The following is a 26,272-nucleotide window of genomic DNA, read 5'->3' as shown; positions in this document are numbered from 1 at the left end:
ATGTTTCAGCCTGGTACTCCGCTGGTGAGACCGGTCACGGTGGTCGTCGAGACTTCCGAGCTGTGAGCGGTGCTACAACCACAGCCCGATTGCGCTGTCGATCGACCAGGTCTGCCAAGAGAGGGTGACGAGCGCGACGGCCGAGATGAGAGCCATCATGAGGTTTTGGCCCTGCTCCGCCCAGTCGTGGATCATCAGCACTAGGTAGATCAGGTTGAGGATGAGGCCGGCTATCAGTGCGATCGGGGTCAGGAACCCGACGATGAGCCCCAGGCCGAGTGCCAGCTCGGCGTACGCGACGAGGTAGGCCATCAGGCGCGGGTACGGCTTCACTGTTCGGTCGAATCCCTGGCGGACAAAGCCCCACCGGTGCTTGGCTGCCACCCCGGCCGCCCAGTTGATGCCGCCGCCAGTGAACCAGTCCCTCTTGTCCTTGTGGCGCCAGCTCTCCAGCCACCACAGGCCGAGGCCGATCCGGAGAACCGCGATCCACTCGGCGCCACCGAGCCAGATGGTCTGCATCCTGGGTCCCTCCACTCCGCTGAACTGACGGGGCGTCAGTTCAGCGGAAGTGGGGTTATGCCGCAAGGGGTCCGTCGCCCGTCGACCTTGCCGCCCGACGAGCGACCCCATAACCTCAATCTGATGGATCGTCAGATTCGTGTCGGGGGACCGACAGTCAGCAGGGGGTAAGCGACGTGGCTACCGACGACAGCGGCACCATGGATCTCCCGAAGGTGATCAGCGTGGACGATCACGTGATCGAGCCCGCACACCTCTTCGAGACCTGGCTCCCGAGCAAGTACCGGGACAAGGGCCCGAAGCCTTTCACCGCAGGCATTGGCGACCTGCAGTACATCGGCGGGAAGTACCGGTTCACGACCGATCCGGACGGCCAGCTCACCGACTGGTGGCGGTACGAGGGAGAGGTCTTCCCGTACAAGCGGATCATCGCCGCAGTCGGCTTCTCGCGGGACGAGATGACACTCGACGGCATCACCCGGGAGCAGATGCGACGAGGCTGCTGGGACCCGAAGGCGCGCCTGGCCGACATGGACCTCAACCATGTGGAGGCGTCGCTCTGCTTCCCCACCTTCCCCCGGTTCTGCGGGCAGACCTTCGCGGAGGCCAAGGACAAGGAGGTCGGGCTCGCGTGCGTCCGCGCATACAACGACTGGATGGTGGAGGAGTGGTGCGGTGACAGCGGTGGCCGGCTGATCCCGCTGTGCCTGATTCCTCTCTGGGACATCGACTTGGCGGTGGCGGAGATCAGGCGAAACGCAGCCCGTGGCGTCCGGGCGGTGACCTTCTCTGAGATTCCGACGTACCTGGGGCTGCCTTCCATCCACTCCGGCTACTGGGACCCGTTCTTCGCCGCCTGTGAGGAGACGGGGACCGTCGTCAACATGCACATCGGCTCGTCGTCGCAGATGCCCGCCGCGTCCCCGGACGCACCCCCTGCCGTCCAGGCCGCGCTCAGCTTCAACAACGCGATGGCGTCGATGATGGACTTCCTCTTCAGCGGCGTGCTCGTGAAGTTCCCGCGGCTGAAGCTGGCGTACAGCGAGGGCCAGATGGGCTGGATCCCGTACGCCCTGGAGCGCGCCGACGACGTGTGGGAGGAGCACCGGGCTTGGGGCGGAGTGAAGGACCTGATCCCGGAGCCGCCGTCCACGTACTACTACCGCCAGATCTTCTGCTGTTTCTTCCGCGACAAGCACGGCATCGAGGCGATCGAGACCGTCGGAGTCAACAACGCCACCTTCGAGACCGACTACCCGCACGTCGACTCGACGTGGCCGAACACGAAACAGGTGGCGGCGGAGCATGTCGCCGGCCTTCCCGACGACGTCACGTACAAGCTCCTACGGGGCAACGCGATCCGGATGCTTGATCTGCCCTTCGACCAGGACCTGTCAGCCGTTCCTGGCACCCGCTGAGCAGTGCGGCACCCTGCGGCGGTCAAGCCATTCGCCGACCGCCGGAGGGTGACCGTGTGCCTCTACAACCAGCCCGCTGCCCTGGCTGCGGTGACGGCCGCTGCCTCGGCGGCTTCCGCCTTCGCGTTCAGCTCCTCGTCCCGACCCAAGCCCTGGCCCCCCGCGGCTGCGGCAGCGTCCATGGACGCTTGGAGTGCGGCGCGGTAGGCCGCCTCGGCGCGCTCGCTGCTTCCGTCATGGGCCTGGGCCACCTGAGCGGCGACGGTGGCCGTAGCAGCGGCGTTCCGTGCACATCGCGCGTCAGCCGCCGGGTCCGGGGCGCTCTTGGCGAGCGCTTCTACTGCCTCACTCGACAGACGTACGGCGTGGGCAGCCTTCGACTCCGGGCTATTGGGCACGAGCTTGGCCTGGCTGTCATGGACGCCAGCATGGCGGCAGGCTGCCAGTGCGCGGTCCACGGCGCTCCGTGCTCGGGCGGCATGGCGGGCACGGAGCGCTTCCTCCGCGGTTCCCGCGCCTTCCTGAACCTTGGTGACCTCGGACTGGGCGGTGCCATTGGGCGTGGTCATGGCCGTCTCCTCGTCTACCGGTACACGTCGGCGGCAGAGTGACATGTCCTCCGTGAAGAGACCAGAGCGATGGAGGCCCCCCTTCGCGAAGGGCCGCGGCACGGGCATGGCGCTGAGTGGCTTTATTCACGAGTAGTGCCGTCAGTTGTTCACGGGTTTGGGTTCTGGCTCACTTTCCGCCGGAAAGTGAGCCAGAACCCCAGAAGGAGCGCCGCGGCAACCCCCAGCCAGGGGGCAGTGCCGCTACTGGCTGCTGTCCACCCATAGAACGATGCTCAAGCACATCCAAACCGGACCATCGAAGAACTCGGCCCTCGGATTTCGTGACATCCCCACCCTCTTCCTGCTCTCCCAAGTCTCCGCCCGCGCCACTCCTGGCCCTGCTCAGGATCCGTCCCATATCCCCAGACGCTTGAGTCGGCGCTGCCGGAGGTGCTCTGAGACAGCAGTGAGGGCGAAGACAAGGCCCAGAGCCAGCCCGAAGGCCACAGCGAACAGGGGGTCGTCGGGTTCCTCCTCACGCAACAGCATCAAGAAGAAGAGCGTGAAGGGAACGGCCACGCAGAGACCGGTGCCGATCGGGTGTCGGGCCACCCATTTCTGGATTCGAGTCGGACGCCGTTGCCCACCCAGGGACCGGTCCAGGGTCCAGAAGGCATCGCCCAGAGACCGCCGCCAGTTCGCCATGGCAGAAGAATATGGCAGCCGATCAGCGCCCCTCCCCCGGCGGGGGGGGGCAAGCCGCGGTCTGTCAGCCACCGCGACCAGGAACTGACGTCATTTCTCGTGAACAACCACGGCCTTCAAGATCGCCAACTGCTGCCCAAACCGGCAGACATCCGCTGCTGCTTGAAGTGAACGAAGCCGCGCTGAGCGTTACCGTTCCGGTGAACCCTGCGGAGAGGCGAGCGGATGAGTACCCAAGCGTCAGAGGTCCTGGTCACCCTTGGCCGGCGGTACGTCCGTGATGCGCCTGGGGTCATCGGCAAGCGTCTGCTGGCCAGCCGATACCTGAACCCTTACCTGCATGAACACCCACGTCAACGTGTCACCGAGGTCGAGTTCGGCGCCCGGTTCGCGGTCGACACGCAGGACCTCATCCAGCGCTACCTCTACATGTTCGGCGTCTGGGAGCCGCACATGACCAGCTGGCTGAAGCGACGGCTGCGGCGCGGGGATACGTATGTCGATGTCGGCGCGAACATCGGTTACTACAGCCTGCTGGCTTCGAGGCTCGTCGGTGACGAGGGCCAGGTCGTCGCGGTCGAGGCGTCGCCGGTGTTCCATCGGCGGATCCTGCAGCATGTCGCCCTTAACGGAGCCGACAACGTCCGCGCGATCAACGGAGCCGTCTCGGACGTCAGGAAGCGCCTCACCTTCGTGCTCGCCAGTTCCGACAACCTGGGGGCCAACAGCATCGTCCCGTACGAAGGGCCGGCTGAGTCGACCTTCGAGGTCGAGGCCGTTCCCCTGCCCGACCTCCTCGATCCGGAGGAGATCGCCCGTGCCCGCGTCATCAAGATCGACGTGGAAGGGGCGGAGGGGAGCGTGGTGCGAGGGATGGCGCCCATGCTCGACGAGCTTCGGCCCGACGCCGAGATCACGGTGGAAGTGACCCCGCAGCGGATGGCGATGCTCGGGGACTCGGTCGACGAGCTGATGGAAACGATGCGGGCGCACGGCTTCCACCCGTACCGCCTCGTCAACGAGTACACCCCGGACAGCTACGTGGCGGCACAGCGCGGCGCTCCGCGCATCCCAGCTCGCCAGGTCGGGCCGATCACCGGCGAGACCGATCTGATCTTTTCCAAGGTCGACGCCGAGATTCTGCCCTGACGCGAGGAGGCCCGGGTTCCCGATCTCTCGGGAACCCGGGCCTCGCGTCGGCTCGCCGCAGGCCTCAGCCGAATGCTGCCGCCGGCAGGCGGGGGCCATCCTCGTCGTCGCCCTGGACGGCACCGGCCGCGGGCGACAAGCGGTGGCCGCGGCTCTCGGCCACACGAAGCACATCCCGAAGTGCTGAGGTCAGAGCACCCGCCAGGGCCCTGAGGTCGACGGATGTCGACGTCGAGTCGGACAGCACTTCCGACGCACTCTTCAGGAGGTCGGCTCCCAACCCAAGCTGGACCGCTTCGGTGTTGTCGGCCAGCCTGGACAGGTAGCCGCTGCTGTCGTCGGCGCTCAAGAAGCACGGCTTGCCCTCGGGACCTTCCCAGGGCAGGAGCCGCAGTTCGTCGTGGTGCGTCATCCGTTTGTCCCCCTCTCGTCGGTCGTGGTGCAGATAGTGGTGAACAGGGCATCCGCGCGGTCCCCCGGCAGAACCAGGAGCGCTGCCTCGACCACGCGGCCAGAACTGTCGGTGGTCACTCGCTCGATGGCGAGGACGGCCAAGGCGGTGCTGATGCGGAGGGTCCGTGCCTCCTCCGGCGTAGGGAGGCGGGCGGTGACCTTCTCCCTGACCTCGGCGAGCGGAGGGCGGGGCCCCGCCAGCCACGCGGCCAGGTCGTCACCCCACGGTGTTGCACTGGGCTCCTGAGCGTCCGCCGGGACCAGGTCCTGAGGCACGTAAACGCGGGCCAGGCTGTGCGGCGTACTCCCCTCCTGGGTGAGGCAGACGTACTCGGCCAACAAAGCACCCGCAGAAACCCGCAGAAGGGCACTCAAGTGCCCCTCCGCCTTCACGTTCGCTGTGCGGATGCTGACACTCAGGGCGGCGTTGGTGGCGGCCCGCGCGTCGATCGACAGCCCGCCTCCGACGTAGGTCACCCGGTGCAGAGCGGGAAGGATGAAGTTCCCCCGGCCGTGGACCTTCTCCACCAGTCCCTCGCCCTGCAGTATCGCCAGGGCACTCCGCAGCGTCGGCTTGCTGACGGTGTAGCGATCGGCGAGCTGAGCCTCGGAGGGGAGGCGTTCGCCGGCCTTGATCAGGCCCTCCGAGATCTGGCTCCGGAGGTCGTCCGCAATGGTCTGATGGCGAGAAGCCACGGAGTGAATCACCACTTCCTCAGCATTCGTACGACGATGAGCCGGGTTCCGGGATGGATGGTCAGCAGTTCGCCCGATTCGAAGCGAAGACGCTTTGCCCCGCCGGGCAGTTGGATGAGATCGGCCACACGGCACGGCTGGCCGCCTATCTGGATGACGTCGTCACGCATCACGCTGATCGAACGGATTTCGACGGTGGAGGCCATCGCTCCACTCGGCTGCCAGACACTCACAGGGACACCTCCCTCGGCGAGACGTGGTCAGGCATCGTGTGGCACGGGCAGTCACACGCCTCGTAGACCACCGGGACACCGACCGGTGAATCGGTCGGGGTCGACTGCACGCACTCGCGATGCGTGCCGATTCGACACGAGCTCGACCTGAAGGGGACGGCCCGCTCGTGGATGACGCGGGGCTGTTGACGGCGAGGCATCAGAAGGCCTCCACCGGTACGAACCAGGTGTGGGTGAGGAGTTCGTGAGACACGGCCGCCGAGCGCCGCCGCGCACGCTCCTCGCAGGCCAGCACGTAAGGGCGGACGAGCGCAGTCTCCTCGCCCACAAGGACGTCCGTGCGCTGTCCCCTGAGTGTCGTCGGCCAGTCGGCGCGTCCGAGGTGAACGACCGTCGGTCGGACGGGCGTTAAGGGGCGGCGGTGCCGGCCCTTCGGGAGGTACCGCTCACTGGTGCGCGAGACGGCACGACGGCTACGGTTGAACATGCTGGTCAGCTCCTTATGGCTGATGGCCGTGCCCCCGGGCGGCGTGCACCGCTGCGGGGGTTTTCTTGTTGACTCCGGCCCATAAGGTGCGGCCGTCCGCGCTGCTGTCGACGAGCCCGAAACAGTCGGCTGTCGCCAGTGCCGCCAAGAGCTCTCGCCATAGCTCGGGGGAGATGGATTGAGGTGCGTACGCCTCGATGCGGATGCAGTCGTCGTGGTGCGTCACGATCGGTGTGAGCCCCGAGGCGGAGAGGCGTGCGGCCATGCGGTCGACACGACCTTCGGGGGAGAACACATGGCCGTCCCTCGGCTGCGGGGTCTAGATTTTCCATATGCGTGAGCAGCCGCCTTACCTCCACATCGCCGACCTGCTACGACAGCGCATCTCGGATCAGGAATGGACACCGGGAGACCGGCTGCCCTCCCGCGCGCAGCTGGCGCACGAGTGTGGGGTTGGTGAGGCGGTTATCCGTCGCGCTCAGGAATTGCTCATCTCACAGGGCGTCCTGGAGGGACGAGCAGGGTCGGGAACCTACGTCTCGGAGCCACGGACGAGGCTGCGCATGGTCCGCACACCACACGGTGAGCACACCGATGGCTCACTGTTTCGCGCCGAGATGGCGGCGCTCGGCAAGAGGGGTACCTGGGAGAGCCGAAGCGAGGCGATGGTGCCGGCTCCGCCGCAAATTGCCGCGCGTCTCGATATCCCCGAGGCCGACTACTGCGTGCGCACCTCGTACGAGTACTTGGCCGACGGCAAGCCAGTGCTGGTATCGACAAGCTGGGAGCCGTACAGCATCACGTCCGGCACGCTTGCAGTCCTGCCTGAGGGCGGGCCGTACGCCGGGATGGGCGTGGTGCGCCGCATGGCCGAAATCGGCATCACCATTAGTCGTGCAGAGGAACGGCCGGAGCCCGGACACGCGGACGCCGAGGAGGCAGCCCTCCTCGGCGTTCAGCGGGGCGCGCTCGTCACACGTATCGAGCGGACCTACTACAGCAGCGAAGGGCGCCCGGTCGAAACGGCGGACATCGTCGTGCCGGCCGCCCTCTGCGAAATCGTCTACGAGGTTCCGGTCAGTCGTTAGGCGGGTAGCGCCAACCGAACTCCGCCAGCTTCTCCGCCCGCGCCTGGACGACTGCCATGCGGGCGTCCCGCTCGGTCGCTTCTGTGTGGGACGGCTGATTGGTCGCCTGTCCAGGCCACTTGCGGTAGAGGAGGCCGACCTCCGGCGAGAACCAGCCGCGGCTTGTGGCGTTCAGCGCCATCAGCAGCCCGGTGTCCTCGGAGGCCGGCAGGGCCATCCAGCCGCCTAGAGCGAGGAGCAGGTCCCGGCGCATGAAGAGCGTCGCTGGGTGGACCTGCGCGCGGAAACCGTTCGCCTTCCAGTACTCCAGGACTTCGCCCCGCTCGATCGGGCCGGCCTCCGGGTCGCCCGGGAACCCGGCGGTCGAGCCGTCCGGCAAGAAGTCGAGCACGCGGGACGTCGCCCAACCGATCGTGGGGTCGCCTTCGAGTACGGCCAGGTCTCGCGCCAAGGCGCCGGGCGCCAACTGGTCATCGGCGTCCAGGACCTTGACGTACTCGCCGTCCGCGTGGGCCATGGCCATCATGCGGGCGACGCTCGGTCCGCCCGGCCGACCCTGACGGAAGCTCACGCGCTCGTCCCCGGGAACGTACGGCGCGACCTGGTCGGTCTTGCCGTCCTCCTGGATCAGCCAGTGCCACTCCCAGCCGTCGGGGAGTTCCTGCTCGCAGATCGACTTGTACGCGTCCGGCAAGAAGTGGGCGGACGGGGCGTGAACAGCGGTGACGATGATGATGCGCCGGCTCACGGCAGCACTCACCACCTTTCCAGGGGAGTGGTGAAGAGCATTTCCGTGCGGTCGCCTGGCAGCGTGACGTCGGAGATCTCCACGGCGCGGTTTTGGGTGTCGTACGAGATCTTGCGAAGGAGGATGACCGACGTCCCCGGCGGTAGCTCCAGCTCCTCGGCCTCTTCCGGAGTTGGCGGGCGAGCGTTGATGCGCTCCTCGATGCGGTCCAGCTCGATGCCGAGCGTCAGGAGCTGGTTTTGCGTGCCGCCGGGCCACGGCTCCTTGGTCTCGTCCAGGAGGTCAGGGTTCTCGGCGACCATGTCGCGGATCAGATAGGAACTCACGAGGGCGAAGGGAGCGGTTTCCGCCGCGTACCACGTCCGGTAGATCCGCTCAATCAGGGCCGCGCCCTCGGGGATACCGAAGTCTTCGGCCAGGGACTTGTCCGCCTTGGCCTCGCCGTAGTGGGCGTGGAAGACGAGGTCGTTCACCTGTAGGCCGGTGTCGTGCTCCGTAGCGCCCGTCTGCGAGCGCTTCTGCTCGGGATCCCGCGCGCGGTTCTTCTCCCACTGGTGCCGCATGTTCGTGCGGAGTACGGGGGTGCGGGGCCGGCGGACGAAGTTGCCGCGGCCGTGCTGCTTTTCGATCAAGCCCTCGTCCTGAAGGAGGCGGAGGGCTTCCCGGACCGTCGGCAGGCTCCGCCGGTGGTGCGTGACGAGGTCCGTCTCGGCGGGAAGTCGGGCGCCCGGTGCGAGCTGACCTGCACGGATGGCCTCTCGCAGCTTGTCGGCGATCTGTTCGTACGCCTTGGCCATGTGGTGCTCACCGTTCCAGTCGAGGGACGACGCCAGCATACGACTCCTAAAGAGGTCTTGACGAGTGGAGGAGGTCTACGTCATAGTCCTCATCAACTCCTAAAGAGGTCTTGAGGACTTGACCTCTTTAGGAGTTGAGATGCCCGGAGGAAAGCCCGCGGGGGTGAGTACGAAGGCCGCATTCGTCCCTTGAGAACTCCACAGCGTGCCTGAAAGAACAGCGCATTTGATCTTCGGCGCCGTCGCTCCGACGGCGCCCGCTCTACCCCGGGGGCGGGGTTTCCGCCTCCGGGTTCTCTCTGTTCCCGAAGGGGGACCCATGCCAGCTCGCCATAGGCGATGTCGTCCGGGACCGAGGCGACATGGCTCTTGCCACCGTGGCCGGACTCGCCACCAACGCGGAGGGCAACCTCGTCGCTCTCCAGCTCTCGGGCGGAGGGGTGCGGCTCACCGCGCCCTACGACCTGGACCTCGTGGCCCGCTACAGCCGGCCGCCGACCACCGCGCGGACGGTCAGGCTCGTGATCGCCCTTCTCGTGGCCGTTGCCGCCGCCGCTACCGGCTGGCAGTCCGCTCATGAATCGGGCGTCGAATGGCCGCTGGCCTTCCTGACGGGCCTCGGCTCCTACACGGCGGTCAAGCTCACCTTCCAGTCGTGGCTGCGCCTGACCGGTCCGCGGCGCTTCCGCGTCTGACGGCCTCCTCGCACATCCCAGCCGGCGGCGGTGGTCGACGGGCCAACGATGCCCACCGTCGTTCGGCTCTCCCATCCCATCCAGGACCCAGGAGAGACCGATGCGTACGTACGTTGGCGGCCAGGAGGCCGCGAACGCCACTGAATTCACCGAACTGGCCTACGGGTTCGAGTTCGACGTCCCGATGCCCGAGGATTTCCGCCAGCTCTTCCTCGGCGTACCGGGTGAGACCGACGAGCAGCGCGCGGTACGGCTCGCGGCCGCCGGTGACGTACTGGAGGAGCTGCGGGAGCTGAGCGAGGCCGACGAGGTCGCGATGCTCAACGCGCTCTACGCCGAGCAGCTGATGCGTGCGGTGCCGCTGAAGAACCGAGCCGTGACGGCGCGGGCGCCGTGGTCGAGGAAGGCCGCGTGAACGCGTTGAACCCGCTCACCGCGACACCGCCCCCGCTCACCAGGAGCGAGAGGGTCCTTCTCGGCACGGTCGCTCCGGCCGGCGTCGCAGTCGGCGGCCTCGGACTGGCCTCCTCGTTCAGCTCCGTCTCGGCGGCGGCAGAACGATGGGGATTCGCGGAGCCCTGGATGCTGCCGATCGGCATCGACTTCGCCATCCCCGTCTTCACCGCGGCCAACCTCCTGCTGATCAGGCTCGGCATGCCGATGGCCTGGGTGCGGGTCGTGCCGTGGGCGCTGACGCTGGTCACCTGCTGGCTGAACATCGCGGCCGGCGCCTCCACTTCGGCCCGGATCGCCCACGGGACCATGCCGCTGTTGTGGGTCGTTCTCAGCGAGATCGTGGCCCGTGGATACGCGGTGAGGATCGGCGCGGTCACCGGCCGACGGATGGAACGCATCCGCCGTTCCCGCTGGCTCTTCGCGCCCCGAGCGACGCTCGCCCTCTGGCGCCGCATGGTGCTCTGGGAGCTGACTGACTACCGGGAGGCTCTGCGGGAGGAGAAGCGGCGTCTGCTGGCACGCGCTGAGCTGCGTGAGCGGTTCGGGCGCTGGTGGCGCTGGAAGGCGCCCCGCCGTGACCTCGTCCTGCTCAGGATGGGCGAACTCGACCCCGAGGTCGACCCGCCGACCGACGAGGACAGGGACAACGAAGAGGCTGGCCCCGAGAGTCCGAAGCCGCGGACTCGGCGCCGGACTGCGCGGGACAAGAGCGCTCCCCGATTGAGCTGGGACGAAGCGCTTACCAAGGCCCGTGACGTGACGGCCGATTGGGCGTACGAGCATCTGGACGCCGAGCGCATCCGCAAGGCCGTGGGCTGTAGCCAGGACCGCTCCCGCCAACTGCGGGACGTCCTCAAAGCCGATCGCGAGGCACAGATGCTGCCTGATCCCGCCGGTGTCTGAAGTCGGCGGACTGAACCACCTCTCTTGCTGGGCCCGGCCGCTGCTTTGGCGGGTAGGGCCGGGCCCGGCTTCACCCTCCCGACCAACCGGAAGGACCGTCAGTGAACCACGAGAGCGGCGACGCTCACGAGCGCGAACTGTTTGCGCGACTGGAGAAGGAGATCGACGCCGACCCCTTGGAGTCGGCACCCACCCCGGCAGAGGAAGAGTCGGGCAATAGCCGCCCGACTGGGTCGGCACCCGCCAGACCGGACGAGTCGGCCGACCCGACCGACGCGATCATGGTGGACCGACCCGGAGGGCCGTCGGGCCCCGGCCTCATGGACAGGGTTCGCGGCTCGAAGCGGCGTCCGGTCATTCCCGCGTGGGCGCGGTCGTGGGGCGAGTTCAAGACCGCGGGGAGGGGCGTAGCGGCCTACGCCTGGCACGTCGCCTCCTATCACGCCGTACGAACTCCCTGGTACGCGCTCCGTCTTACGGTGCAGGCACCGCGCGGGGCCGCTCGATTCCTCGGCGAGTCGATGCGCTGGGTGTCGGACGCGGAGGGGGAGCCGCTGCGACAGGATGCCGCGAGCCGTGAGGACGTCGGCGACTACCTCAAGCTCTCCCGACAGCGGGACCGCCGGGTCCGCTGGCGCACGCTGGTCTCGATCGTGGCCGGCATTGTCGGTCCGACGGTCGCCCTGGCGCTCTACGTCCTGGCTCCTGCCTGGCTGCTGACCCTGGCTACCTCGGTCGTCATCATGACGTTGGGGCGACTGGGACAGTCGGCCGACGCTCCGGTCATCAACCGAGCCGTGGAGATCCCGAAGGCGACCAAGCTCACGAGCGACATCGTCCTCCGGGCGCTGGGATCCCTGGGCATCCACGCGATCAACCAGGACCAGTCCAAGGCTGGCCCGGGCTTCACCTTCACCGCCCCCATCACCCGCGACGGGCCGGGCTGGCTCGCCGAGGGGGACCTCCCGTACGGCGTCACGGTGACCGACGTCGCCGACCGCCGCGAGCGGCTGGCCTCGGGTCTGCGGCGCCCCCTCGGCTGCGTCTGGCCGGAGGCGGTGGCGGACGAACACACGGGGCATCTTCGCCTCTGGGTCGGCGACGAGGATCTGTCGAAGACTCGACCCGCCCCCTGGCCGCTCGCCGAGTCGGGAACCGTGGACCTCTTCCAGCCTGTCGGATGGGGAACCGACCAGCGCGGGCGATGGATCGACATCACGCTGATGTTCATCGCCGGCGTCATCGGTGCCATCCCCCGGATGGGCAAGACCTTCCTGCTCCGCCTGCTCCTCCTCATCGCCGCGCTCGATGTGCGGGCGGAGCTGCACACGTACGACCTGAAGGGCACCGGCGACCTGGACGCGGTCGGCGACCGCGTCGCGTACCGGCACCGCGCCGGCGAAGAAGACGCGGACATTGAGTACGCCATCGCGGACCTCCGGGAACTTCGGGAGGAGATGCGGCGGCGCGCCAAGGTGATCAGGTCGCTCCCCCGGGACATCTGCCCCGAGTCCAAGGTCACGACCGAGCTGGCGTCCAAGAGGTCGCTCGGGCTCCATCCGATCGTGATCGGCGTGGACGAATGTCAGGTGTGGTTCGAGCACGACAAGCACGGCGCGGAGTTCGAGGAGATCTGCGTCGACCTGGTCAAGCGCGGGCCTGCCACGGGCATCGTGCTGTTGCTTGCCACCCAGCGACCGGACAAGGACAGCATCCCGAAGGCCATCAGCGCGAACGCCTCCGCCCGCTGGTGCCTGAAGGTCATGGGCCAGGTCGAGAACGACATGGTCCTCGGCACCGGCGCCTACAAGCGCGGGGTGCGGGCCACCCTGTTCGCCTGGGCCGAGAAGGGCGTCTGCTACTTCCTCGGCGAAGGCGCGGACGCCCGGATCGTACGTGCCGCGCTGGTCGACGCTGTGTTGGCCGACACCATCGCCCTTCGAGCCCGGGCGCTCCGCGAGCGCGCCGGAAGGCTTGCGGGGCACGCCGCAGGCGAGCAGCCGGAAACCGATCCGGCCGTCTCGTACGACCTCCTCGCCGACCTCCTCGCCGCAGTCCCGGACGGCACCCAGAAGGTCTGGAACGAGGTCGCCGTCGCCGCCCTCGCCGAGCTGCGGCCCGGCGTGTACGGCGAGTGGACACCCGAACAACTCACCCTCGCGCTCAAGCCGTGCGGCGTCCGCACCGGTCAGGTGTGGGGCACGACCGAGGACGGCAAGAGCGCGAACCGGCGCGGCATCAAGCGCGCCGATCTCCTCAAGGCGGTCGCCGAACGTGAGGGCGGAGCCGCCGCGGCATAACCGCGAAACGCCGCTGGACCTAGCGGGCCACCCCGCTAGGTCTAGCACCCCTGCTAGCGGCCGATCGGGCCGTTGACCTGCGAACTAGTGCCTAGCGCCGCCCGTCGTGCAACCCCTGAATCCTGCCCTGAGAGGGGTTTCCATGCCCACGTGGTTCGATCTCGTGACCGTTCTCCTGCTCATCACTCTCAGCTACGCCGCTCTGTGCGCGGCGAGCCCCCTCGGCGCCTGCCGCAAGTGCAAGGGCTGGGGCGCCAAGGTCCGCGTCTCCCGCTTCAGCGGTCGACTCAAGCGCGGTCGAGACTGCCGCCGTTGTGAGGGCTACGGACAGCGCGTCCGCGTCGGCCGCCGTCTCTACAACCTCGCCTCCCGGCTCCACCGCGAGGCCACCACCCGCTGACCCAGGAGGTAGCCGTGCGCCGGCTCCTGCACCTCGCCCTGCTCGGTCTTGTGCTCGGCTTCGCGGTCACCTCGTGCCCCGCCGCCGAACCGACGCCGTCCCGTCCGGTGGGCCGAGGTCGTCGGCCTGGAGAAGGAGTTCGCTCGACCCGAAAAGGTCCGGGTCGAGTGGCAGCTCTACGAGCTCGACTCGGGGGAGCTCCATCACTGCCCGCCCAAGGACGACTCGTATCGGGACATCGACTCGCCCGAGTGGCTGTCTGGCCTCTACCTGGGACACATCGCCCGGACCAAGCCGAAGCCGTGCGTCTGCCACGGACGCACGTACGTGTTCCGCGGACACGGTGAGGTGAACGACTCCGCCCGGCGGACCGGCACCAAGCTGGTCGACGTCGCTCGCCGGGCCGGTGTCTCCACCGGCACCGTGTCCAACGTCCTCAACCGCCCGGCGGCGGTGGCCGAGGGGACGCGGATCAAGGTCGAGATGGCCATCGCGGAGCTCGGCTACATCCGTGGCGGTGTCCAGGGCGAGACCGCAGCGCACTGGCGGCGTACGGGTTTCGCCACGTGGCTCTTCCAGCCGGCGGCCACCGGCTGGTACCCGAAGAAGGCTCCGTACGAGGCCCATCCGGTGGCTGACCAGTGGCCCGGCGTGCCTGCCCGAGGCCGGAACGCCTCCGGCCGAGCGGATACGTGCTGGCTCCCGATCGCCAAGGGCCTCACCCCCCATGGCCTCCGTCACACGCACAAGACGGTGATGGAAGACCTCGGCACCCCACCAAAGCTCATGGACGAGCGCCTGGGCCACGAGGACGGCTCCGTCCAAGCTCGGTACACGCACATCACACCGGGCATGCGGCGGCGCCTCATGGAGGGCCTGACCGAGCAGTGGGAGGCAGCGCTGGCCGCACGCGCTGCGATGTCTCCGTGCTCGCCGGTTGCTGCGCTTGAGAGGCTGCTCAGAGCTGATCGGTAGCATCCTCCCGCAGTCAGAATGTCTTGAAGCTCCAGATCAGTTACCCGAGCAGTAATCAGGCCCGGTCCACTAACAAGCGGACCGGGCCTTTTCTGCGTTATTGCGATGTCAGGTGAGGAGAAGAGGTCTATTGCCTTAATCCGGGCTACCTGCTCCGCCGTATCGAAAGAACCTTGCAATTTGATGCCCTGTTTTGGGTGAGCCCACGGCAACCACCGGACGGCGGGATCACGGAAGCGCCCGACCGCTGGCGACGGGGGATGCACCAGCGATCGGGCTGCAGCCAACAGTAACAACGCTACTTGTGCGGCGGGAGTCGACTTCCCGGCCGAAATGGGCGGTTGTGATCGAGATCACGTGACGCGGTCCGCAGGGAGCGAAGTGCCGGGTCAAGGGATGCTGCAGAGCCAACCGGAGGAATCCCGCCAGACTCTCGGGAACACGCCATTGGCTGAGCCTCGTCCCCGTTACTCGTCGCACGGAGGTGCGTACGAGAGACGGGGTAGATATTCGCGCCATCTTTCCGGCGTCAAAACACCCCGAGTGGTCAAGCAAATGTGACGAATTGCCTCGTCGGTGTCCAGGTTCCACAGCCGGACGGTATCGGTGCCGCTTGACACTCCGAGCATGTGGCTTTGCGGACTGAACGACAAGAAATTGCCTGTCTTGGCGTTGGGGCTCATCGATTGCCCGATGGGAGCGGTCCTGGAGGGTTGGGCGACGTCCCAGATCCGGACTGTGTTGTCGTTGCCGCCACTTGCCAGGGTGCGGCCGTCCCAGCTGAACGTCAGCGACACGATCGCGTCGGTGTGGCCCGTGAGGGGAGAGCCCAACCGGGCAGCCTTGAGGGGGTCGGATACGTTCCAGATCCGGACCGTGCCGTCGTCGCTGCCGCTGGCCAATGTCCGGCCATCCGGGCTGTAGGCGAGTGTGTTGATGGGACCGAGGTGCCCCGTTAGAGGCGTGCCGAGTCGGGTGGCATGACGTGGGTTGGTCACGTTCCAGAGCCGGATGGTGTTGTCCGCGCTGCCACTGGCGAGAGCTCGTCCATCCGTGCTGAAGACGAGGGAGTTGACGTAGCCCTTGTGGCCGGCGAGCGGTGCGCCGAGCGGAAGGGGGCGGGACGGGGCGCTGACGTCCCACAGTTGAATGGTGCGCTCGGTGTAGGCGGTGGCCAGCGTGCGCCCGTCCGGGCTGAAGGCGAGCGCGGCCGCGAATCGTGTCCGCAGTTCGACGGACGGCCCGTAGGGGGCGGGGCGAGTCGGGTCGGTGACGTCCCACAGCTGCACTGCGCGGTTTGCCGTCAGTACCGCGAGCGTGTGGCCGTCGGGAGAGAACACCAGCGAACGCACGTCCCCCTTCCCAGGCATGAACGGCTTGCTCAGTGATACGGGCCGGGTGGGGCGCTCCACGCTCCACAGCCGAACCTTGTCGTCGCGCGCGGCCGTGGCGAGCACCTTCCCATCAGGGCGGAACGCTCCGATTCGGCCGATCATGTCCGACGTGGGTATCGACCACAGTCGGACTTTGTTGTCGCCGCTTCCGGTGGCGAGCGTTCGCCCATCGGGGCTGAAGCCGAGGGCGTACATCTCACCGCTACTGCCTGCGAGAGGCTCGCCGACCTGAGATGGATGGGCCGGATCACTGACATTCCACAGCCTCGCCGTGCTGTCTGCGCTGGCGGCCGCGAGCATGGTTCCGTCGGGGTTGAAGGCCACGGACCACACGGGGCCGGTGTGGCCGGTTAGCGGTGCGCCGAGCGGTTTCGTGTGGCGCGGGGCGGTCACGTTCCAGAGCCGGATGGTCTCGTCCGAGCCGCCACTGGCGAGAGTGCGGCCGTCGGGGTTGAAGGCCACGGAGTGCACCGTGCTCGTGTGGCCGGTCAGCACCTTGTCGATCGGCTTCGGATGTCGTGGGTCGGTCGTGTCCCACAGCCTGATTGTGCCGTTGTCACCACCGGCCGCCAGCGTGCGGCCGTCGGGGCTGAAGGCCACGGAGCGCACGGCGGCGGTGTGGCCGGTCAACGCACCGAGCGCCTTCGGCCGGCTCGGGTCGTCCACGTTCCACAGGCGAACGGTGTGGTCCTCACTGGCGGAGGCCAGAGTGCGTCCGTCCGGACTGAAGGCGACGAGATAGATGGCGCCTCCATGGCCGGTCACGGGCGAGCCCAACGGACGTGGGTGGCTGGGATCCCGAACGTTCCACAGCCGGATCGTGCCGTCGTCCGAAGCGGTGGCGAGGGTGCTGCCGTCGGGGCTGAAGACCGCGCTGCTCACCCAACTCGTGTGACCAGTGAGGGGTTTGCCCAGGCGTTTGGGGCGAGTCGGGTCTTTCACGTCCCACAGCCGAACGGTCCGGTCGTAGCTGGCGGTGGCCAGGATCCGTCCGTTCGGGCTGAATGAGGTGAGGTAGACGGCGCCGGTGTGACCAAGAAGCGGCGTGGCCAGGGGCGCGTTCACTATCGAGACCAACCGATTCTTCGTGTCCTCGTCGTCCGGTCGCAAGCGGTGTGCCACCAGGCTGAGTTGAGCGGACATCGATGGATCCGTGTAGTGGGCGCGATCGGCTTCGGCGACCACTTGCTCGAACAACGCATCGTCCCGCTGCTGCCACGCGACCACCGCAGCACCGACAGCCAGCATCGCTAGGACGACCAGGGCCGCCACCGCACTGCGGCTGATCCAGACTGTGCGCTTACGCAGCCTGGCCGAAGCAGCCAGGAATTCCACGGCGCCCCGGGTCAGAAAGGTGTCACCAGCCGATTTTGCCCAGGTACGGGCCTGCTCCAGACGGGAGCCCCGGTACAGCAGTGACGTATCGCGGTCGGAGTCCTCCCAGGCCCTGCCGTCCTCCTCCAACCGCTGGCGCAGCAGGTTGTCGTTCCTGTCCTCGTCGATCCAGGCGCGCAGCCGTGGCCAGGCGTAAAGCAGCGCTTCATGCGTGATCTCCACGGTCTCCGCGCCGAGTGTCACCAACCGGGCGCGGACCAGGGCTTCGAGCGATTCCTCCGTCTTGTCGGGGTCAGTCGACTCCTCCGCCAGCTGGCGTCGCGTCCCCCGCCTACGGGTGGCCGGGGTGTCTTCGCCCAGCCGGACCAGCCTGAGGAGGAGAAGTCTCGCGGCCGTGCGGGCTGTTGGGTCAAGGCCGGACCATGCACGCTCGGCGGTCGCTGCCACTGCCCCCTGGATTCCGCCCGCCGCGCGGTAGCCGGACAGCGTCAGCTTTCCCGTCTTCCGCCGCTGCCAGGTGGCGAGCAGGGCGTGGGAGAGGAGCGGCAACACTCCCGCGTCGTGCGCACCGCGGGGTCCGCCAGTGCTCACTTCCTGGACGATCAACTCCGCAAGGCCTGGTTCGAGCTCCAGGCCGGCGGCCTTGGCCGGGCCGGTCACCGCGTCGCGCAACTCCGTGGTGGTCAGCGGCCCGAGCACCATGTGTCGGTGCTGCAGCGCGTCGGCCAGTTCGGGATACCTGAGGCACTGCTCGTAGAAGTCGGCGCGTATGCCGAGGACTACGAGCACGGGGGCTGGGCCATCGGCGTCGGTGGGCGAGCACGCAGCGTGGAGGAGCTGGATGAAAGTGCGCGTGTTCGCCTCGTCGGAGCAGAGGGTGAACGCCTCCTCGAACTGATCCACGATGACGACCGGACGGGCGGCGGAGGATGTCTCGCGCTGCGCCCACGCCGTGACGGACTCCCGCACCGCGTGAGCGAACTGCGGTGTGCCGGGCTCCTCCGCCGCCGGTTGCGCCGCAGCAGAGATCACACGGGCGAGCTCAGGAATCCGGCGGGTCAGCTCCGCGAGAGGATCACCTCCAGGTACGAGCTGCAGTACCTTGCCTGCCTGGCTGTTCTCGTCGTCCAGTGCGCCGTTCTGCAATGCGGGCACCAAACCGGCGTTCAGCAGGGAGGACTTACCCGCCCCCGAGGCGCCCACGAGCATGACCAAGCCACCCGTCATCTCCGCTGCGCGGAGCTGGGCAACGAGGGCATCTGTGCTCCGCTCTCGGCCGAAGAACCAATGGGCGTCTTGCTGACGATACGAAGCCAGTCCCCGATAAGGGCACACCCCAGGGACGATCGAGACTTCGTCCGGATGTCCTTCCTCGTCTTCCTCAGATGTCGCGGCGCGGTCGCTGACCGAGTCGGCTACGGCGCGCTCCCATAGGAGCTGCCACTGGGCCAGGTCATACAGGCCCGTGGATACCGGCACGGGCCGTAGGCGCCGCGCGTCGGGGATCAGGACGCGCAGCACCGCTGCGAGGGCGGCGAACTGCGCGGGCGCGTTCTTTGCCCGTCGCCAGTCGCTGATCCGCTGTGCGGACACCCGCACGGGCCGCCCTCGTTCGTCGACCCGCTGAAGTCGGGCGACCGCCTCGGCCACGCGCTTGAGGGGAGGATTACCGGCCTCTCTGTACAGCAGCGCGAGACGTTCCGCGAAGGCTGTGCGTGGCCCTGAGTCGGCACTCAAGGTCTCCACCCCTTACTTCCGCCGCACCTGGATATCCGGACCGGAAAACGCACTTTATATGGCTGACCTGCGGCTAAGTGATCCGGATGAGGCTGGGCCCTCCTCGGCAAAAGGTGAAGCTGGCAGGATCGCGACGCAGTAGCGAACTAACCGCGCAGCGTTAGAGCAGGCCACCAGCTCGGTGCTCGGGGAGAGGCGACTCATGACGCCCATTGTTCTCGGCTGGTTTCCGCCCGAGTGACGAGACGGTCCACGACACGCGCCGATACGCCGATGCGGCGCGGATCGACACCGCCCGCGTCTTTTGGTACCGGTCCCCACGAGGGGAGGGACCGGTACCGAAAGACGCGGGCGGTGAAGGGCGTCCAGGCCGGTACGTGGCTGTCCGGCACGGGCAGCGAACCCAGATTGCTCACGGCTGCAGTTCTGCGCGCTTCTGACATGGGATGGGGCCGCCGTGGCTCTGGCGGCGCCCCGTGCACTCCGCAGCCGGACTTCTTCGCCACTCCCCGGGATTGAGATCTCCATGATCCACTCCCCGCTCACTCCCGAGGACGCCTCGGAGAACGCAGCAGGCCCGGTTTCCGTTTCCGGAAACCGGGCCTGACCTGGTGTTTCAGCTGTCGGGGTGGCGGGATTTGAACCCACGACCTCTTCGTCCCGAACGAAGCGCGCTGCCAAGCTGCGCTACACCCCGATTGTCGCGCGCGTCGCGGCGACATCGATTACTTTAGCGGACTCGGGGCCGGAGGCGAAATCCGGTTTTCGCGGACCCGTGCGTGGTCAGCGGGTGCGGGGGGTCAGCGTCAGCAGGGTCGCCTCAGGAGGGCAGGCGAAGCGGACCGGGGTGTAGCGGTTGGTGCCGCAGCCTGCTGAGACGTGGAGGTACGAGCGGCGGCCGTCGGCGGAGTGGGTCGACAGGCCCCTGGCCCGGTCCGTGTCGATGTCGCAGTTCGTGACGAGCGCCCCGTAGAAGGGGACGCGGAGCTGGCCGCCGTGCGTGTGGCCGGCCAGTACCAGCGGGTAGCCGTCGGAGGTGAAGGCGTCGAGCGTGCGCAGGTACGGGGCGTGGACGACGCCGATGGAGAAGTCGGCCGACGGGTCCGGGCCGCCCGCGACCTCGGCGTACCGGTCCCGCTTGATGTGCGGGTCGTCGACGCCGGTGAAGGCGATTTCGAGGTCGTCCAGGCCGCCCAGCTTGAGCCGGCCCCGCGTATTGGTGAGGTTCACCCAGCCCGCCGCGTCGAAGCCGTCGCGCAGCTGCTCCCACGGGTTGTGTACGGCGCCGACGGCCGGCGGGTTTCCGTTGAGGCCGTACTTGCCCTGGGTCTTTTCGAGCAGGTAGCGGGCGGGGTTGCGGAGCTTGGGGCCGTAGTAGTCGTTCGAGCCGAAGACGTAGACGCCCGGGAACTCCATCAGCGGGCCGAGCGCGTCCAGCACCTCCGGTACACCGTCCGTGTCGGAGAGGTTGTCGCCCGTATTGACGACGAAGTCGGGGCGCAGGCCGGCCAGCGACTGGAGCCAGCGCTGTTTCTTGCGCTGCCCGCACACCATGTGGATGTCCGAGACCTGGAGTACGCGCAGGGGCCGGGCACCCGGTGGGAGTACGGGCACGGTGACGCGCCGGAGGCGGAACGAACGGGCCTCGAAGCCGGCGGCGTAGGCAACGCCGACCGCGCCAACAGCCGTGATTCCTGCGGTGACTTTCAGGGGTACCCCGTAACGTGCGCGCATACGCCCATGGTCGCAGACGGCCCCTGCCCGCGAAATCGGCGGGCGCAAGCGGGTGCGTACCTGCCACACTTGCCCCATGACCACGCTCAAGTCCAAGCTCAAGGAAGACCTCACCGCCGCCATCAGGGCGCGCGACGAGCTGACCTCGTCCACGCTCCGGCTCACCCTCACCGCGATCACCAAGGAGGAGGTCGGCGGCAAGACGGCGCGCGAGCTCTCCGACGACGAGGTGCAGAAGGTGATCGCCAAGGAGGCGAAGAAGCGCCGCGAGGCCGCCGAGGCCTTCACCCAGGGCGGCCGGACCGAGTCGGCCGAGCGCGAGCTGGCGGAGGGCAAGATCCTCGACGCGTACCTGCCACAGCAGCTGAGCGACGACGAGCTGAACGCCATCGTCGGGCAGGCCGTGGAAGAGGCGAAGGCCGCGGGCGCCGAGGGGCCGCGCGCGATGGGCGCCGTCATGAAGATCGTGAACCCGAAGGTGGCGGGACGGGCCGAGGGCGGCCGCGTGGCCGCCTCGGTGAAGAAGCTCCTGGCCGGCTGAGCAGGAGATGTAAGTAGATGAGTACGGCTGGGGGGCGTCCGGTGGAAATCCACCGGGCGCCCCCCAGTTGTCGTGTCTGACCCGTAACGCGCCCTACGGCCCGTTCCCGCCGCGCCCACCGCCGTTGCCGTTGCCGTTGCCGTGACCGCCGCCGATCAGGTCCGGCGGGATCGAGATGTCGGGCCAGGGGTCGCCGCCACCGCCGTTGCCGCCGTCGCCGGGCTTGCCGTCGTCGGGGTCACCCTCGTCCTCGTCGCCCCGGTCCCGGTCCCGGCCCCTGTCCCGGTCGCCCTTGTCCTTGTCGGGATTCGGGATGTGGACGGTGTTGAAGCCAGGCGCCGGCTTGCCGTCCAGCGCGCCGCTCATCGCGTCCTTCCAGATCGGCCCCGGGACCTGACCGCCGAAGACCTTGTCGTGGTAGACGCCGCCGATGGTGATGTTCTCCATCGGGACCTGCTTGGCGCCGGCCGCGCCGACCCAGACCGCACCGGCCAGGTTCGGCGTGTACCCGACGAACCAGGCGTTGTGGCGCCCGTCCGTCGTACCCGTCTTACCGGCGTTGTCGCGACTGGTGAGCCCCGCCTGCTGACCCGTACCGGAGTCGACCACACCCTTGAGCAGGGTGTTGATCGTGTCGGCCGTCTTCTCGGACATCGCCCGCGAGCAGGTCGACCTGGGCACCGGGAGGTCCTTGCCCTGCGCGGTCACGACCGACTCGATGAAGACCGGCGTGCAGTACGTGCCGCGGTTGGCGAAGGTCGCGTACGCGTTCGCCATCGTCAGCGGCGACATGCCCTCCGTACCCAGCGAGATCGCGGGCACTTCCTTCAGCTTCTGCCCGTCGGCCTGGATGACGCCGAGCTTGCTCGCCATCTGCGTCACCGGGCAGATGCCGATCTCGGAGATCATCTGCACGAAGTAGGTGTTGACCGACTTCGCCATGGCCTCCTTCATGGCGTACGGGCCGACCTCCTGCTCGTTCTCGTTCTCGACCGTGTCCCCGGTGTTGACCCACGGCTTGTCGCAGGTCTGCACGGGGCTCGGGTACGGCATGTCGTACGGCGCCGAGTAGGTCTTCGTCGCCGGAATGCCCTGTTCTATGGCCGCGGCCGCCACGAACGGTTTGAAGGTCGAGCCGGTCGGGAAGCCGTACGCCGATCCGCCCATGTTCTTGTTGGCGGAGAAGTTGATCGTCGTCTCGTTGCTCTTGAAGCCGTACGGCCTGGACTGGCCCATCCCGATGACCTTGCCGCTGCCGGGCTCGACGAGCGTGACCGCCGTCGCGATCTTGTCGGACTGGTAGACGTGGTCCTTGATCGACGCCTGCACCGACTGCTGTGCCTGCGGGTCCAGCGTCGTACGGATCTTCAGGCCGCCCTGGTTCCAGACCTTGGCGCGGGCCTCCTTCGTCTTCCCGAAGACCGGGTCGGACAGGAAGACCTCGCGCACGTAGTCGCAGAAGAAGCCCGCGCCGCTGACGGCGGTGATGCAGCCGTTCTTCGGCCTGCTGACATTCAGCTTGATCGGCGTCGCCTTTGCCCGGTCCGCCTCGGCCTGGGAGACGTCGCGGATGTCGGCCATGCGCTGGAGCACGGTGTTGCGCCGCTTGGTCGCCTCTTCGGAGTCATTGACCGGGTCGTAGCGGCTCGGCGACTGCACGATGCCGGCCAGCAGCGCGGCCTCCTCCAGCTTGAGGTCCTTGGCCGACTTGCTGAAGTAGCGCTTGGACGCGGACTCGATGCCGTACGCCTGCTGCCCGAAGAAGGTGATGTTGAGGTAGTTCTCAAGGATCTTCTTCTTGCCCAGCTCTTCCTCGACCTGGATGGCGTACTTGAGTTCGCGCACCTTGCGGCCGAGCGTCTGCTGGGTGGCCTGGGCGACCTTGGTGGGGTCGTCACCGGCCTCCTCGACGAAGACGTTCTTGACGTACTGCTGTGTGAGGGTCGACGCACCCTGCGAGACGCCGCCCGTCTGGGCGTTGCGGTTGACGGCGCGCAGCACACCCTTGAGGTCGATCGCCCCGTGATCGTAGAAGCGCGCGTCCTCGATCGCGACGATCGCCTTCTGCATGTACGGGGAGATGTCCTTCAGGTCCACGACGGTGCGGTCACGCGAGTAGACCGTGGCGATCGAACCGCCCTGCGCGTCGAGGATGGTGGTGCGCTGGCTCAGCGGCGGCGTCTTGAGGTTCGCGGGGATTTCGTCGAATCCCTCGACAGTTCCCTTGGCCGCGAGGCCCAGCGCTCCGGCTGCCGGCAGTGCGATGCCCGCCAGGACGCATCCGGAGAGCGCGGCGACACCGAGGAATTTGGCGGCCTGCTGGGTCCCGGTGAGACCCCCGCCCGAGCGCTTCTTTGGCATGGGGGCAGCCTAATCCGTTGTTGACGGCGTTCTGATGAGCGGGTGCTTCTCGGGATGTTCGGGTACCAAGCCGTGACATCTACAGGCAGCCGGACCGATGAGGCGCCCGAGCGAGGACGGAAAGTAGGTGATCATTCGAGGATGAGACCCGAAGTGCAGGCGTTCGTCGCAGAGGGCCCACTCCCCGATGAGGACGGGAGTGAAGAGGAGATCGGCAGACGAGTCCAGCAGCTCGAGGCGATCTCCCGGCCGGTCACGGCGGAGGAGGCCCGGGCGTTGGTCGCATGCTTCGGTCCGGACGACTGTTACGGCGTCGCTTGGTCGCTGCTTCACATCATCGAGACCGGACCCGACCCCGTGCTCACCACCAAGCCGGCTCCCGACTCCAGCGAATGGCTCGACAGGCTCTGGAGGAGAGCTGTGGACGGTGGCCTCCTCCCGGGAGACTTGACGGCCTGACACCGTGAGGTGTCGTGGCTACGTTCTTATTCGCCGGACACGCGTATATGCCTTGGCCTAAGCTGCTCCCAACTGTCACAGCAGTGCGGTTTCGCATCAAGCCCCCTGGCGTCACCGGCCTCACTGACCTCCCCGGCATCACCTGCGTCACCTCCCGGCAGTTCCGAAATCTGGCAGAGGCATGTCCGAATCAGCCTCATGCGTCACCGGATTTCCGTTGTGATCCACCCGAACTGCCCTGCTTCGCCGGGTTGGTTACGTATGCCCTCGCCTCACTCCGTCGGGTGATCTGTCGCTTACGCATAGTCCGTTCGGGCCATTCAAGATTGGGCCCGAAGGGGGTGTTGCGCTGTGCCCACCTTCCGTAACGTCCTCAACTGGCAGCGGTGAATATGCCGCTGCCGCCGTGGGGGAGCCTCGATTCGGGAGAGGACGGCGCCGGTATGGGCTGGGTAACCGACTGGAGTGCGCAGGCAGCCTGCCGCACTACCGATCCGGACGAACTGTTCGTACAAGGAGCAGCGCAGAACAGGGCCAAGGCGGTGTGCACCGGATGTCCGGTGCGGACCGAGTGCCTGGCCGACGCGTTGGACAACCGCGTCGAGTTCGGCGTGTGGGGCGGCATGACGGAGCGGGAGCGGCGCGCACTTCTGCGCAGGCGCCCCACCGTCACCTCCTGGCGCCGGCTCCTTGAGACCGCTCGTACTGAGTACGAGCGCAGCACGGGCATTTTGCCCGAGGACGACGAGACCGGGGCGTACATCGAGTTCGCCGCTGTCAGTTAGTCCGGTGGGTTGGTCCGGCCGGGCGAGGTCACCCGGCTAGGCGGACTCGACAGGCTCGGCGGCATCACTCGCGGCGAGCCGGTCAGCGATGGCCCGAAGCCCTGTGAGGTCGTGCACATCACCCGGCAGGGCGGCTACTTGGACCACCGCCACCTCGGGGTGGAGTGCGGTGAAGCGGTCGCGCGTTCGCTGTTCACGCGCGAGTACGTGCATGCGTTCGGCATGCAGGCGCAGCAGGCCCGCGGTCAACTGCTCGACGGTGTGGGACTGGTTGTGGCCGTGGCTCTGGCTCTCGGAGGCGGGGCCCGGTGTGGATTCGGTTTCGGGAGAGGGTGCCGAGGAGTCACGAACTCCAGCCTTCCCGGCCTCCTGATCCACAATGCGACCCTCGTCAAGATTTTCTGCGGCGGCAAGTGCCCGCTCGGCCGAGAGCTGAGGGGCGCCGCTGCCGTGCACCCGGTTGAGTACGAGTCCGGCGAACGGCATCTCCTCCGCCGCCAGCCGCTCGACGAAGTACGCGGCCTCGCGCAGGGCGTCCCGCTCCGGTGCGGCGACCACAAGGAACGCCGTACCGGGCGCCTGGAGCAGCCGGTACGTCGCATCCGCGCGCGAGCGGAAGCCGCCGAACATGGTGTCCATGGCGGCCACGAATGTCTGCACGTCGCGCAGCAGCTGGCCCCCCATCAGCTTGCTCAGGGTGCCCGTCATCATCGACATGCCGACATTGAGGAACTTCATCCCGGCCCGGCCGCCCACCTTCGCCGGCGCCATCAGCACCCGGATGAACTTGCCGTCCAGGAACGACCCGAGTCGCTTCGGCGCGTCGAGAAAGTCCAGCGCGGACCGGCTCGGCGGGGTGTCCACGACGATCAGGTCCCACTCGTCGTGGGCGCGCAGCTGGCCCAGCTTCTCCATCGCCATGTACTCCTGCGTGCCCGCGAAACCGGCCGACAGGGACTGGTAGAAGGGGTTCTCCAGGATCGCGCGGGCCCGCTCGCCGTCCGCGTGCGCCTCGACGATCTCGTCGAAGGTCCGCTTCATGTCGAGCATCATCGCGGACAGCTCGCCGCCGGCCGTCTCGTCTATGCCCTTCACCCGGCGCGGGGTGTTGTCGAGCTCGTCGATGCCCATGGACTGGGCGAGCCTGCGGGCCGGGTCGATGGTCAGAACGACGACCTTCCGGCCGCGCTCGGCCGCCCGTACACCCAGCGCCGCCGCGGTCGTCGTCTTGCCTACACCGCCCGCGCCGCAGCACACGATGATGCGGGTGGCCGGGTCGTCGAGCAGCGGGTCGATGTCGAGCGCGGGCACCGGGTCCATGGCGTCGATGGCGTCGGTGTTCTCCATGGC

General features: G+C 67.7%; 25 protein-coding genes, 1 tRNA gene and 1 pseudogene. 12 read left to right on the top strand and 15 right to left on the bottom strand.

Translation table 11 applies throughout. From position 1 onward, the window contains the following. Positions 1–72 precede the first annotated feature (72 nt). Positions 73–522: a DoxX family membrane protein gene (locus J7E96_RS04920; RefSeq protein ID WP_215127802.1), complete on the bottom strand. Its 450-nt coding sequence runs from the start codon at positions 520–522 to the stop codon at positions 73–75. Positions 523–722: 200 nt separating this feature from the next. On the opposite strand from J7E96_RS04920, the gene J7E96_RS04915 reads away from it, so the two are divergent. Continuing rightward, positions 723–1,940: an amidohydrolase family protein gene (locus J7E96_RS04915; RefSeq protein WP_215127896.1), complete on the top strand. Its 1,218-nt coding sequence runs from the start codon at positions 723–725 to the stop codon at positions 1,938–1,940. Positions 1,941–2,002: 62 nt separating this feature from the next. Here J7E96_RS04915 and J7E96_RS04910 read toward each other — a convergent pair whose 3' ends face one another. Together J7E96_RS04910 and J7E96_RS04905 are read right to left on the bottom strand one after the other, a co-directional pair. Beyond that, positions 2,003–2,509, bottom strand: coding sequence for a hypothetical protein (locus J7E96_RS04910; RefSeq protein WP_215127800.1), 507 nt, complete (start codon positions 2,507–2,509; stop codon positions 2,003–2,005). Between the two features lie 384 nt (positions 2,510–2,893). Continuing rightward, positions 2,894–3,196, bottom strand: a complete 303-nt coding sequence (locus J7E96_RS04905) for a hypothetical protein (protein ID WP_215127798.1) — start codon at positions 3,194–3,196, stop codon at positions 2,894–2,896. Positions 3,197–3,421: 225 nt separating this feature from the next. Here J7E96_RS04905 and J7E96_RS04900 point away from each other — a divergent pair, with 225 nt between their 5' ends. After that, complete coding sequence (locus J7E96_RS04900; protein WP_215127796.1) at positions 3,422–4,345, top strand: FkbM family methyltransferase; 924 nt, start codon at positions 3,422–3,424, stop codon at positions 4,343–4,345. Between the two features lie 64 nt (positions 4,346–4,409). Here J7E96_RS04900 and J7E96_RS04895 read toward each other — a convergent pair whose 3' ends face one another. The 5 genes from J7E96_RS04895 to J7E96_RS04875 form a co-directional block, all read right to left on the bottom strand. After that, positions 4,410–4,757 (bottom strand): hypothetical protein, encoded by a 348-nt coding sequence (locus tag J7E96_RS04895; protein ID WP_215127794.1) that lies wholly within the window; start codon positions 4,755–4,757, stop codon positions 4,410–4,412. Then, the gene (locus tag J7E96_RS04890) at positions 4,754–5,494 is read right to left on the bottom strand and encodes a GntR family transcriptional regulator (protein WP_308295839.1); all 741 of its coding nucleotides are present in this window, start codon (positions 5,492–5,494) and stop codon (positions 4,754–4,756) included. The genes J7E96_RS04895 and J7E96_RS04890 overlap by 4 nt, the downstream gene beginning before the upstream one ends. A gap of 8 nt (positions 5,495–5,502) precedes the next feature. Continuing rightward, a complete protein-coding gene (locus J7E96_RS04885) occupies positions 5,503–5,727 on the bottom strand; it encodes a hypothetical protein (protein WP_308295838.1) in 225 nt (74 codons plus the stop codon). 199 nt (positions 5,728–5,926) lie between these two features. Beyond that, the gene (locus J7E96_RS04880; RefSeq protein WP_215127792.1) at positions 5,927–6,214 is read right to left on the bottom strand and encodes a hypothetical protein; all 288 of its coding nucleotides are present in this window, start codon (positions 6,212–6,214) and stop codon (positions 5,927–5,929) included. 13 nt (positions 6,215–6,227) lie between these two features. Beyond that, positions 6,228–6,479, bottom strand: coding sequence for a hypothetical protein (locus J7E96_RS04875; RefSeq protein WP_215127790.1), 252 nt, complete (start codon positions 6,477–6,479; stop codon positions 6,228–6,230). A gap of 67 nt (positions 6,480–6,546) precedes the next feature. Between J7E96_RS04875 and J7E96_RS04870 the strand changes: the two genes are divergently transcribed. Continuing rightward, positions 6,547–7,302 carry a GntR family transcriptional regulator gene (locus J7E96_RS04870; protein WP_215127788.1) on the top strand — a complete coding sequence of 252 codons (756 nt, stop codon included), beginning with the start codon at positions 6,547–6,549 and terminating at the stop codon, positions 7,300–7,302. On the opposite strand, the gene J7E96_RS04865 is transcribed toward J7E96_RS04870, so the two are convergent. Both J7E96_RS04865 and J7E96_RS04860 read right to left on the bottom strand, forming a co-directional pair. Beyond that, the gene (locus tag J7E96_RS04865) at positions 7,292–8,050 is read right to left on the bottom strand and encodes a glycosyltransferase family 2 protein (RefSeq protein WP_215127786.1); all 759 of its coding nucleotides are present in this window, start codon (positions 8,048–8,050) and stop codon (positions 7,292–7,294) included. The genes J7E96_RS04870 and J7E96_RS04865 overlap by 11 nt on opposite strands. Before the next feature lie 8 nt (positions 8,051–8,058). Beyond that, entirely contained in the window at positions 8,059–8,847 is a 789-nt protein-coding gene (locus J7E96_RS04860; protein ID WP_215127890.1) for a GntR family transcriptional regulator, read from the bottom strand. Positions 8,848–9,209: 362 nt separating this feature from the next. Between J7E96_RS04860 and J7E96_RS04855 the strand changes: the two genes are divergently transcribed. From J7E96_RS04855 to J7E96_RS04830, 6 genes and pseudogenes are all read left to right on the top strand, one after another. Further along, positions 9,210–9,542 (top strand): hypothetical protein, encoded by a 333-nt coding sequence (locus J7E96_RS04855; protein ID WP_215127784.1) that lies wholly within the window; start codon positions 9,210–9,212, stop codon positions 9,540–9,542. A gap of 100 nt (positions 9,543–9,642) precedes the next feature. Continuing rightward, a complete protein-coding gene (locus tag J7E96_RS04850) occupies positions 9,643–9,957 on the top strand; it encodes a hypothetical protein (protein WP_215127782.1) in 315 nt (104 codons plus the stop codon). Further along, the gene (locus tag J7E96_RS04845; RefSeq protein ID WP_215127780.1) at positions 9,954–10,901 is read left to right on the top strand and encodes a DUF2637 domain-containing protein; all 948 of its coding nucleotides are present in this window, start codon (positions 9,954–9,956) and stop codon (positions 10,899–10,901) included. Before J7E96_RS04850 ends, J7E96_RS04845 begins: the two co-directional genes overlap by 4 nt. A gap of 101 nt (positions 10,902–11,002) precedes the next feature. Further along, positions 11,003–13,201, top strand: coding sequence for a cell division protein FtsK (locus J7E96_RS04840; RefSeq protein ID WP_215127778.1), 2,199 nt, complete (start codon positions 11,003–11,005; stop codon positions 13,199–13,201). Positions 13,202–13,343: 142 nt separating this feature from the next. Further along, positions 13,344–13,601 (top strand): hypothetical protein, encoded by a 258-nt coding sequence (locus J7E96_RS04835; protein ID WP_215127776.1) that lies wholly within the window; start codon positions 13,344–13,346, stop codon positions 13,599–13,601. Positions 13,602–13,703: 102 nt separating this feature from the next. Next, a pseudogene (locus J7E96_RS04830) lies at positions 13,704–14,576 on the top strand (LacI family DNA-binding transcriptional regulator); the annotation flags it as partial. Positions 14,577–15,043: 467 nt separating this feature from the next. On the opposite strand, the gene J7E96_RS04825 reads toward J7E96_RS04830, so the two are convergent. From J7E96_RS04825 to J7E96_RS04815, 3 genes are all read right to left on the bottom strand, one after another. Continuing rightward, complete coding sequence (locus J7E96_RS04825; RefSeq protein WP_215127772.1) at positions 15,044–19,051, bottom strand: WD40 repeat domain-containing protein; 4,008 nt, start codon at positions 19,049–19,051, stop codon at positions 15,044–15,046. A 614-nt stretch (positions 19,052–19,665) separates the two neighbouring features. Further along, positions 19,666–19,739 (bottom strand) — tRNA-Pro (locus J7E96_RS04820). Between the two features lie 86 nt (positions 19,740–19,825). Then, positions 19,826–20,776: a metallophosphoesterase gene (locus tag J7E96_RS04815; RefSeq protein ID WP_215127770.1), complete on the bottom strand. Its 951-nt coding sequence runs from the start codon at positions 20,774–20,776 to the stop codon at positions 19,826–19,828. 76 nt (positions 20,777–20,852) lie between these two features. Between J7E96_RS04815 and J7E96_RS04810 the strand changes: the two genes are divergently transcribed. Then, the gene (locus J7E96_RS04810; protein ID WP_215127768.1) at positions 20,853–21,317 is read left to right on the top strand and encodes a GatB/YqeY domain-containing protein; all 465 of its coding nucleotides are present in this window, start codon (positions 20,853–20,855) and stop codon (positions 21,315–21,317) included. 93 nt (positions 21,318–21,410) lie between these two features. Here J7E96_RS04810 and J7E96_RS04805 read toward each other — a convergent pair whose 3' ends face one another. Continuing rightward, complete coding sequence (locus J7E96_RS04805) at positions 21,411–23,678, bottom strand: transglycosylase domain-containing protein (protein ID WP_215127766.1); 2,268 nt, start codon at positions 23,676–23,678, stop codon at positions 21,411–21,413. A gap of 141 nt (positions 23,679–23,819) precedes the next feature. On the opposite strand from J7E96_RS04805, the gene J7E96_RS04800 reads away from it, so the two are divergent. Together J7E96_RS04800 and J7E96_RS04795 are read left to right on the top strand one after the other, a co-directional pair. Continuing rightward, positions 23,820–24,137: a hypothetical protein gene (locus J7E96_RS04800; RefSeq protein WP_215127764.1), complete on the top strand. Its 318-nt coding sequence runs from the start codon at positions 23,820–23,822 to the stop codon at positions 24,135–24,137. Between the two features lie 443 nt (positions 24,138–24,580). After that, positions 24,581–24,922 carry a WhiB family transcriptional regulator gene (locus J7E96_RS04795; protein WP_215127762.1) on the top strand — a complete coding sequence of 114 codons (342 nt, stop codon included), beginning with the start codon at positions 24,581–24,583 and terminating at the stop codon, positions 24,920–24,922. A gap of 36 nt (positions 24,923–24,958) precedes the next feature. On the opposite strand, the gene J7E96_RS04790 is transcribed toward J7E96_RS04795, so the two are convergent. Then, entirely contained in the window at positions 24,959–26,269 is a 1,311-nt protein-coding gene (locus J7E96_RS04790) for an ArsA family ATPase (RefSeq protein WP_251069436.1), read from the bottom strand. Positions 26,270–26,272 lie beyond the last annotated feature (3 nt).

Source organism: Streptomyces sp. ISL-96 (assembly GCF_018614035.1).
In the GTDB taxonomy this organism is placed as follows: Bacteria; Actinomycetota; Actinomycetes; order Streptomycetales; family Streptomycetaceae; genus Streptomyces.
This window is presented reverse-complemented; position numbering and strand designations above follow the sequence as displayed.

What these genes read in the sequence shown, in the direction of transcription:
- J7E96_RS04910 (WP_215127800.1), bottom strand. Translation starts at nt 2,509, where the DNA reads ATGACCACGCCCAATGGCACCGCCCAGTCCGAGGTCACCAAGGTTCAG.
- J7E96_RS04800 (WP_215127764.1), top strand. Translation starts at nt 23,820, where the DNA reads ATGAGACCCGAAGTGCAGGCGTTCGTCGCAGAGGGCCCACTCCCCGAT.
- J7E96_RS04915 (WP_215127896.1), top strand. Translation starts at nt 723, where the DNA reads ATGGATCTCCCGAAGGTGATCAGCGTGGACGATCACGTGATCGAGCCC.
- J7E96_RS04850 (WP_215127782.1), top strand. Translation starts at nt 9,643, where the DNA reads ATGCGTACGTACGTTGGCGGCCAGGAGGCCGCGAACGCCACTGAATTC.
- J7E96_RS04920 (WP_215127802.1), bottom strand. Translation starts at nt 522, where the DNA reads ATGCAGACCATCTGGCTCGGTGGCGCCGAGTGGATCGCGGTTCTCCGG.
- J7E96_RS04810 (WP_215127768.1), top strand. Translation starts at nt 20,853, where the DNA reads ATGACCACGCTCAAGTCCAAGCTCAAGGAAGACCTCACCGCCGCCATC.
- J7E96_RS04855 (WP_215127784.1), top strand. Translation starts at nt 9,210, where the DNA reads ATGGCTCTTGCCACCGTGGCCGGACTCGCCACCAACGCGGAGGGCAAC.
- J7E96_RS04880 (WP_215127792.1), bottom strand. Translation starts at nt 6,214, where the DNA reads ATGTTCAACCGTAGCCGTCGTGCCGTCTCGCGCACCAGTGAGCGGTAC.
- J7E96_RS04795 (WP_215127762.1), top strand. Translation starts at nt 24,581, where the DNA reads ATGGGCTGGGTAACCGACTGGAGTGCGCAGGCAGCCTGCCGCACTACC.
- J7E96_RS04905 (WP_215127798.1), bottom strand. Translation starts at nt 3,196, where the DNA reads ATGGCGAACTGGCGGCGGTCTCTGGGCGATGCCTTCTGGACCCTGGAC.
- J7E96_RS04835 (WP_215127776.1), top strand. Translation starts at nt 13,344, where the DNA reads ATGCCCACGTGGTTCGATCTCGTGACCGTTCTCCTGCTCATCACTCTC.
- J7E96_RS04790 (WP_251069436.1), bottom strand. Translation starts at nt 26,269, where the DNA reads ATGGAGAACACCGACGCCATCGACGCCATGGACCCGGTGCCCGCGCTC.
- J7E96_RS04895 (WP_215127794.1), bottom strand. Translation starts at nt 4,757, where the DNA reads ATGACGCACCACGACGAACTGCGGCTCCTGCCCTGGGAAGGTCCCGAG.
- J7E96_RS04900 (WP_215127796.1), top strand. Translation starts at nt 3,422, where the DNA reads ATGAGTACCCAAGCGTCAGAGGTCCTGGTCACCCTTGGCCGGCGGTAC.
- J7E96_RS04860 (WP_215127890.1), bottom strand. Translation starts at nt 8,847, where the DNA reads ATGGCCAAGGCGTACGAACAGATCGCCGACAAGCTGCGAGAGGCCATC.
- J7E96_RS04815 (WP_215127770.1), bottom strand. Translation starts at nt 20,776, where the DNA reads ATGCGCGCACGTTACGGGGTACCCCTGAAAGTCACCGCAGGAATCACG.
- J7E96_RS04805 (WP_215127766.1), bottom strand. Translation starts at nt 23,678, where the DNA reads ATGCCAAAGAAGCGCTCGGGCGGGGGTCTCACCGGGACCCAGCAGGCC.
- J7E96_RS04875 (WP_215127790.1), bottom strand. Translation starts at nt 6,479, where the DNA reads ATGGCCGCACGCCTCTCCGCCTCGGGGCTCACACCGATCGTGACGCAC.
- J7E96_RS04870 (WP_215127788.1), top strand. Translation starts at nt 6,547, where the DNA reads ATGCGTGAGCAGCCGCCTTACCTCCACATCGCCGACCTGCTACGACAG.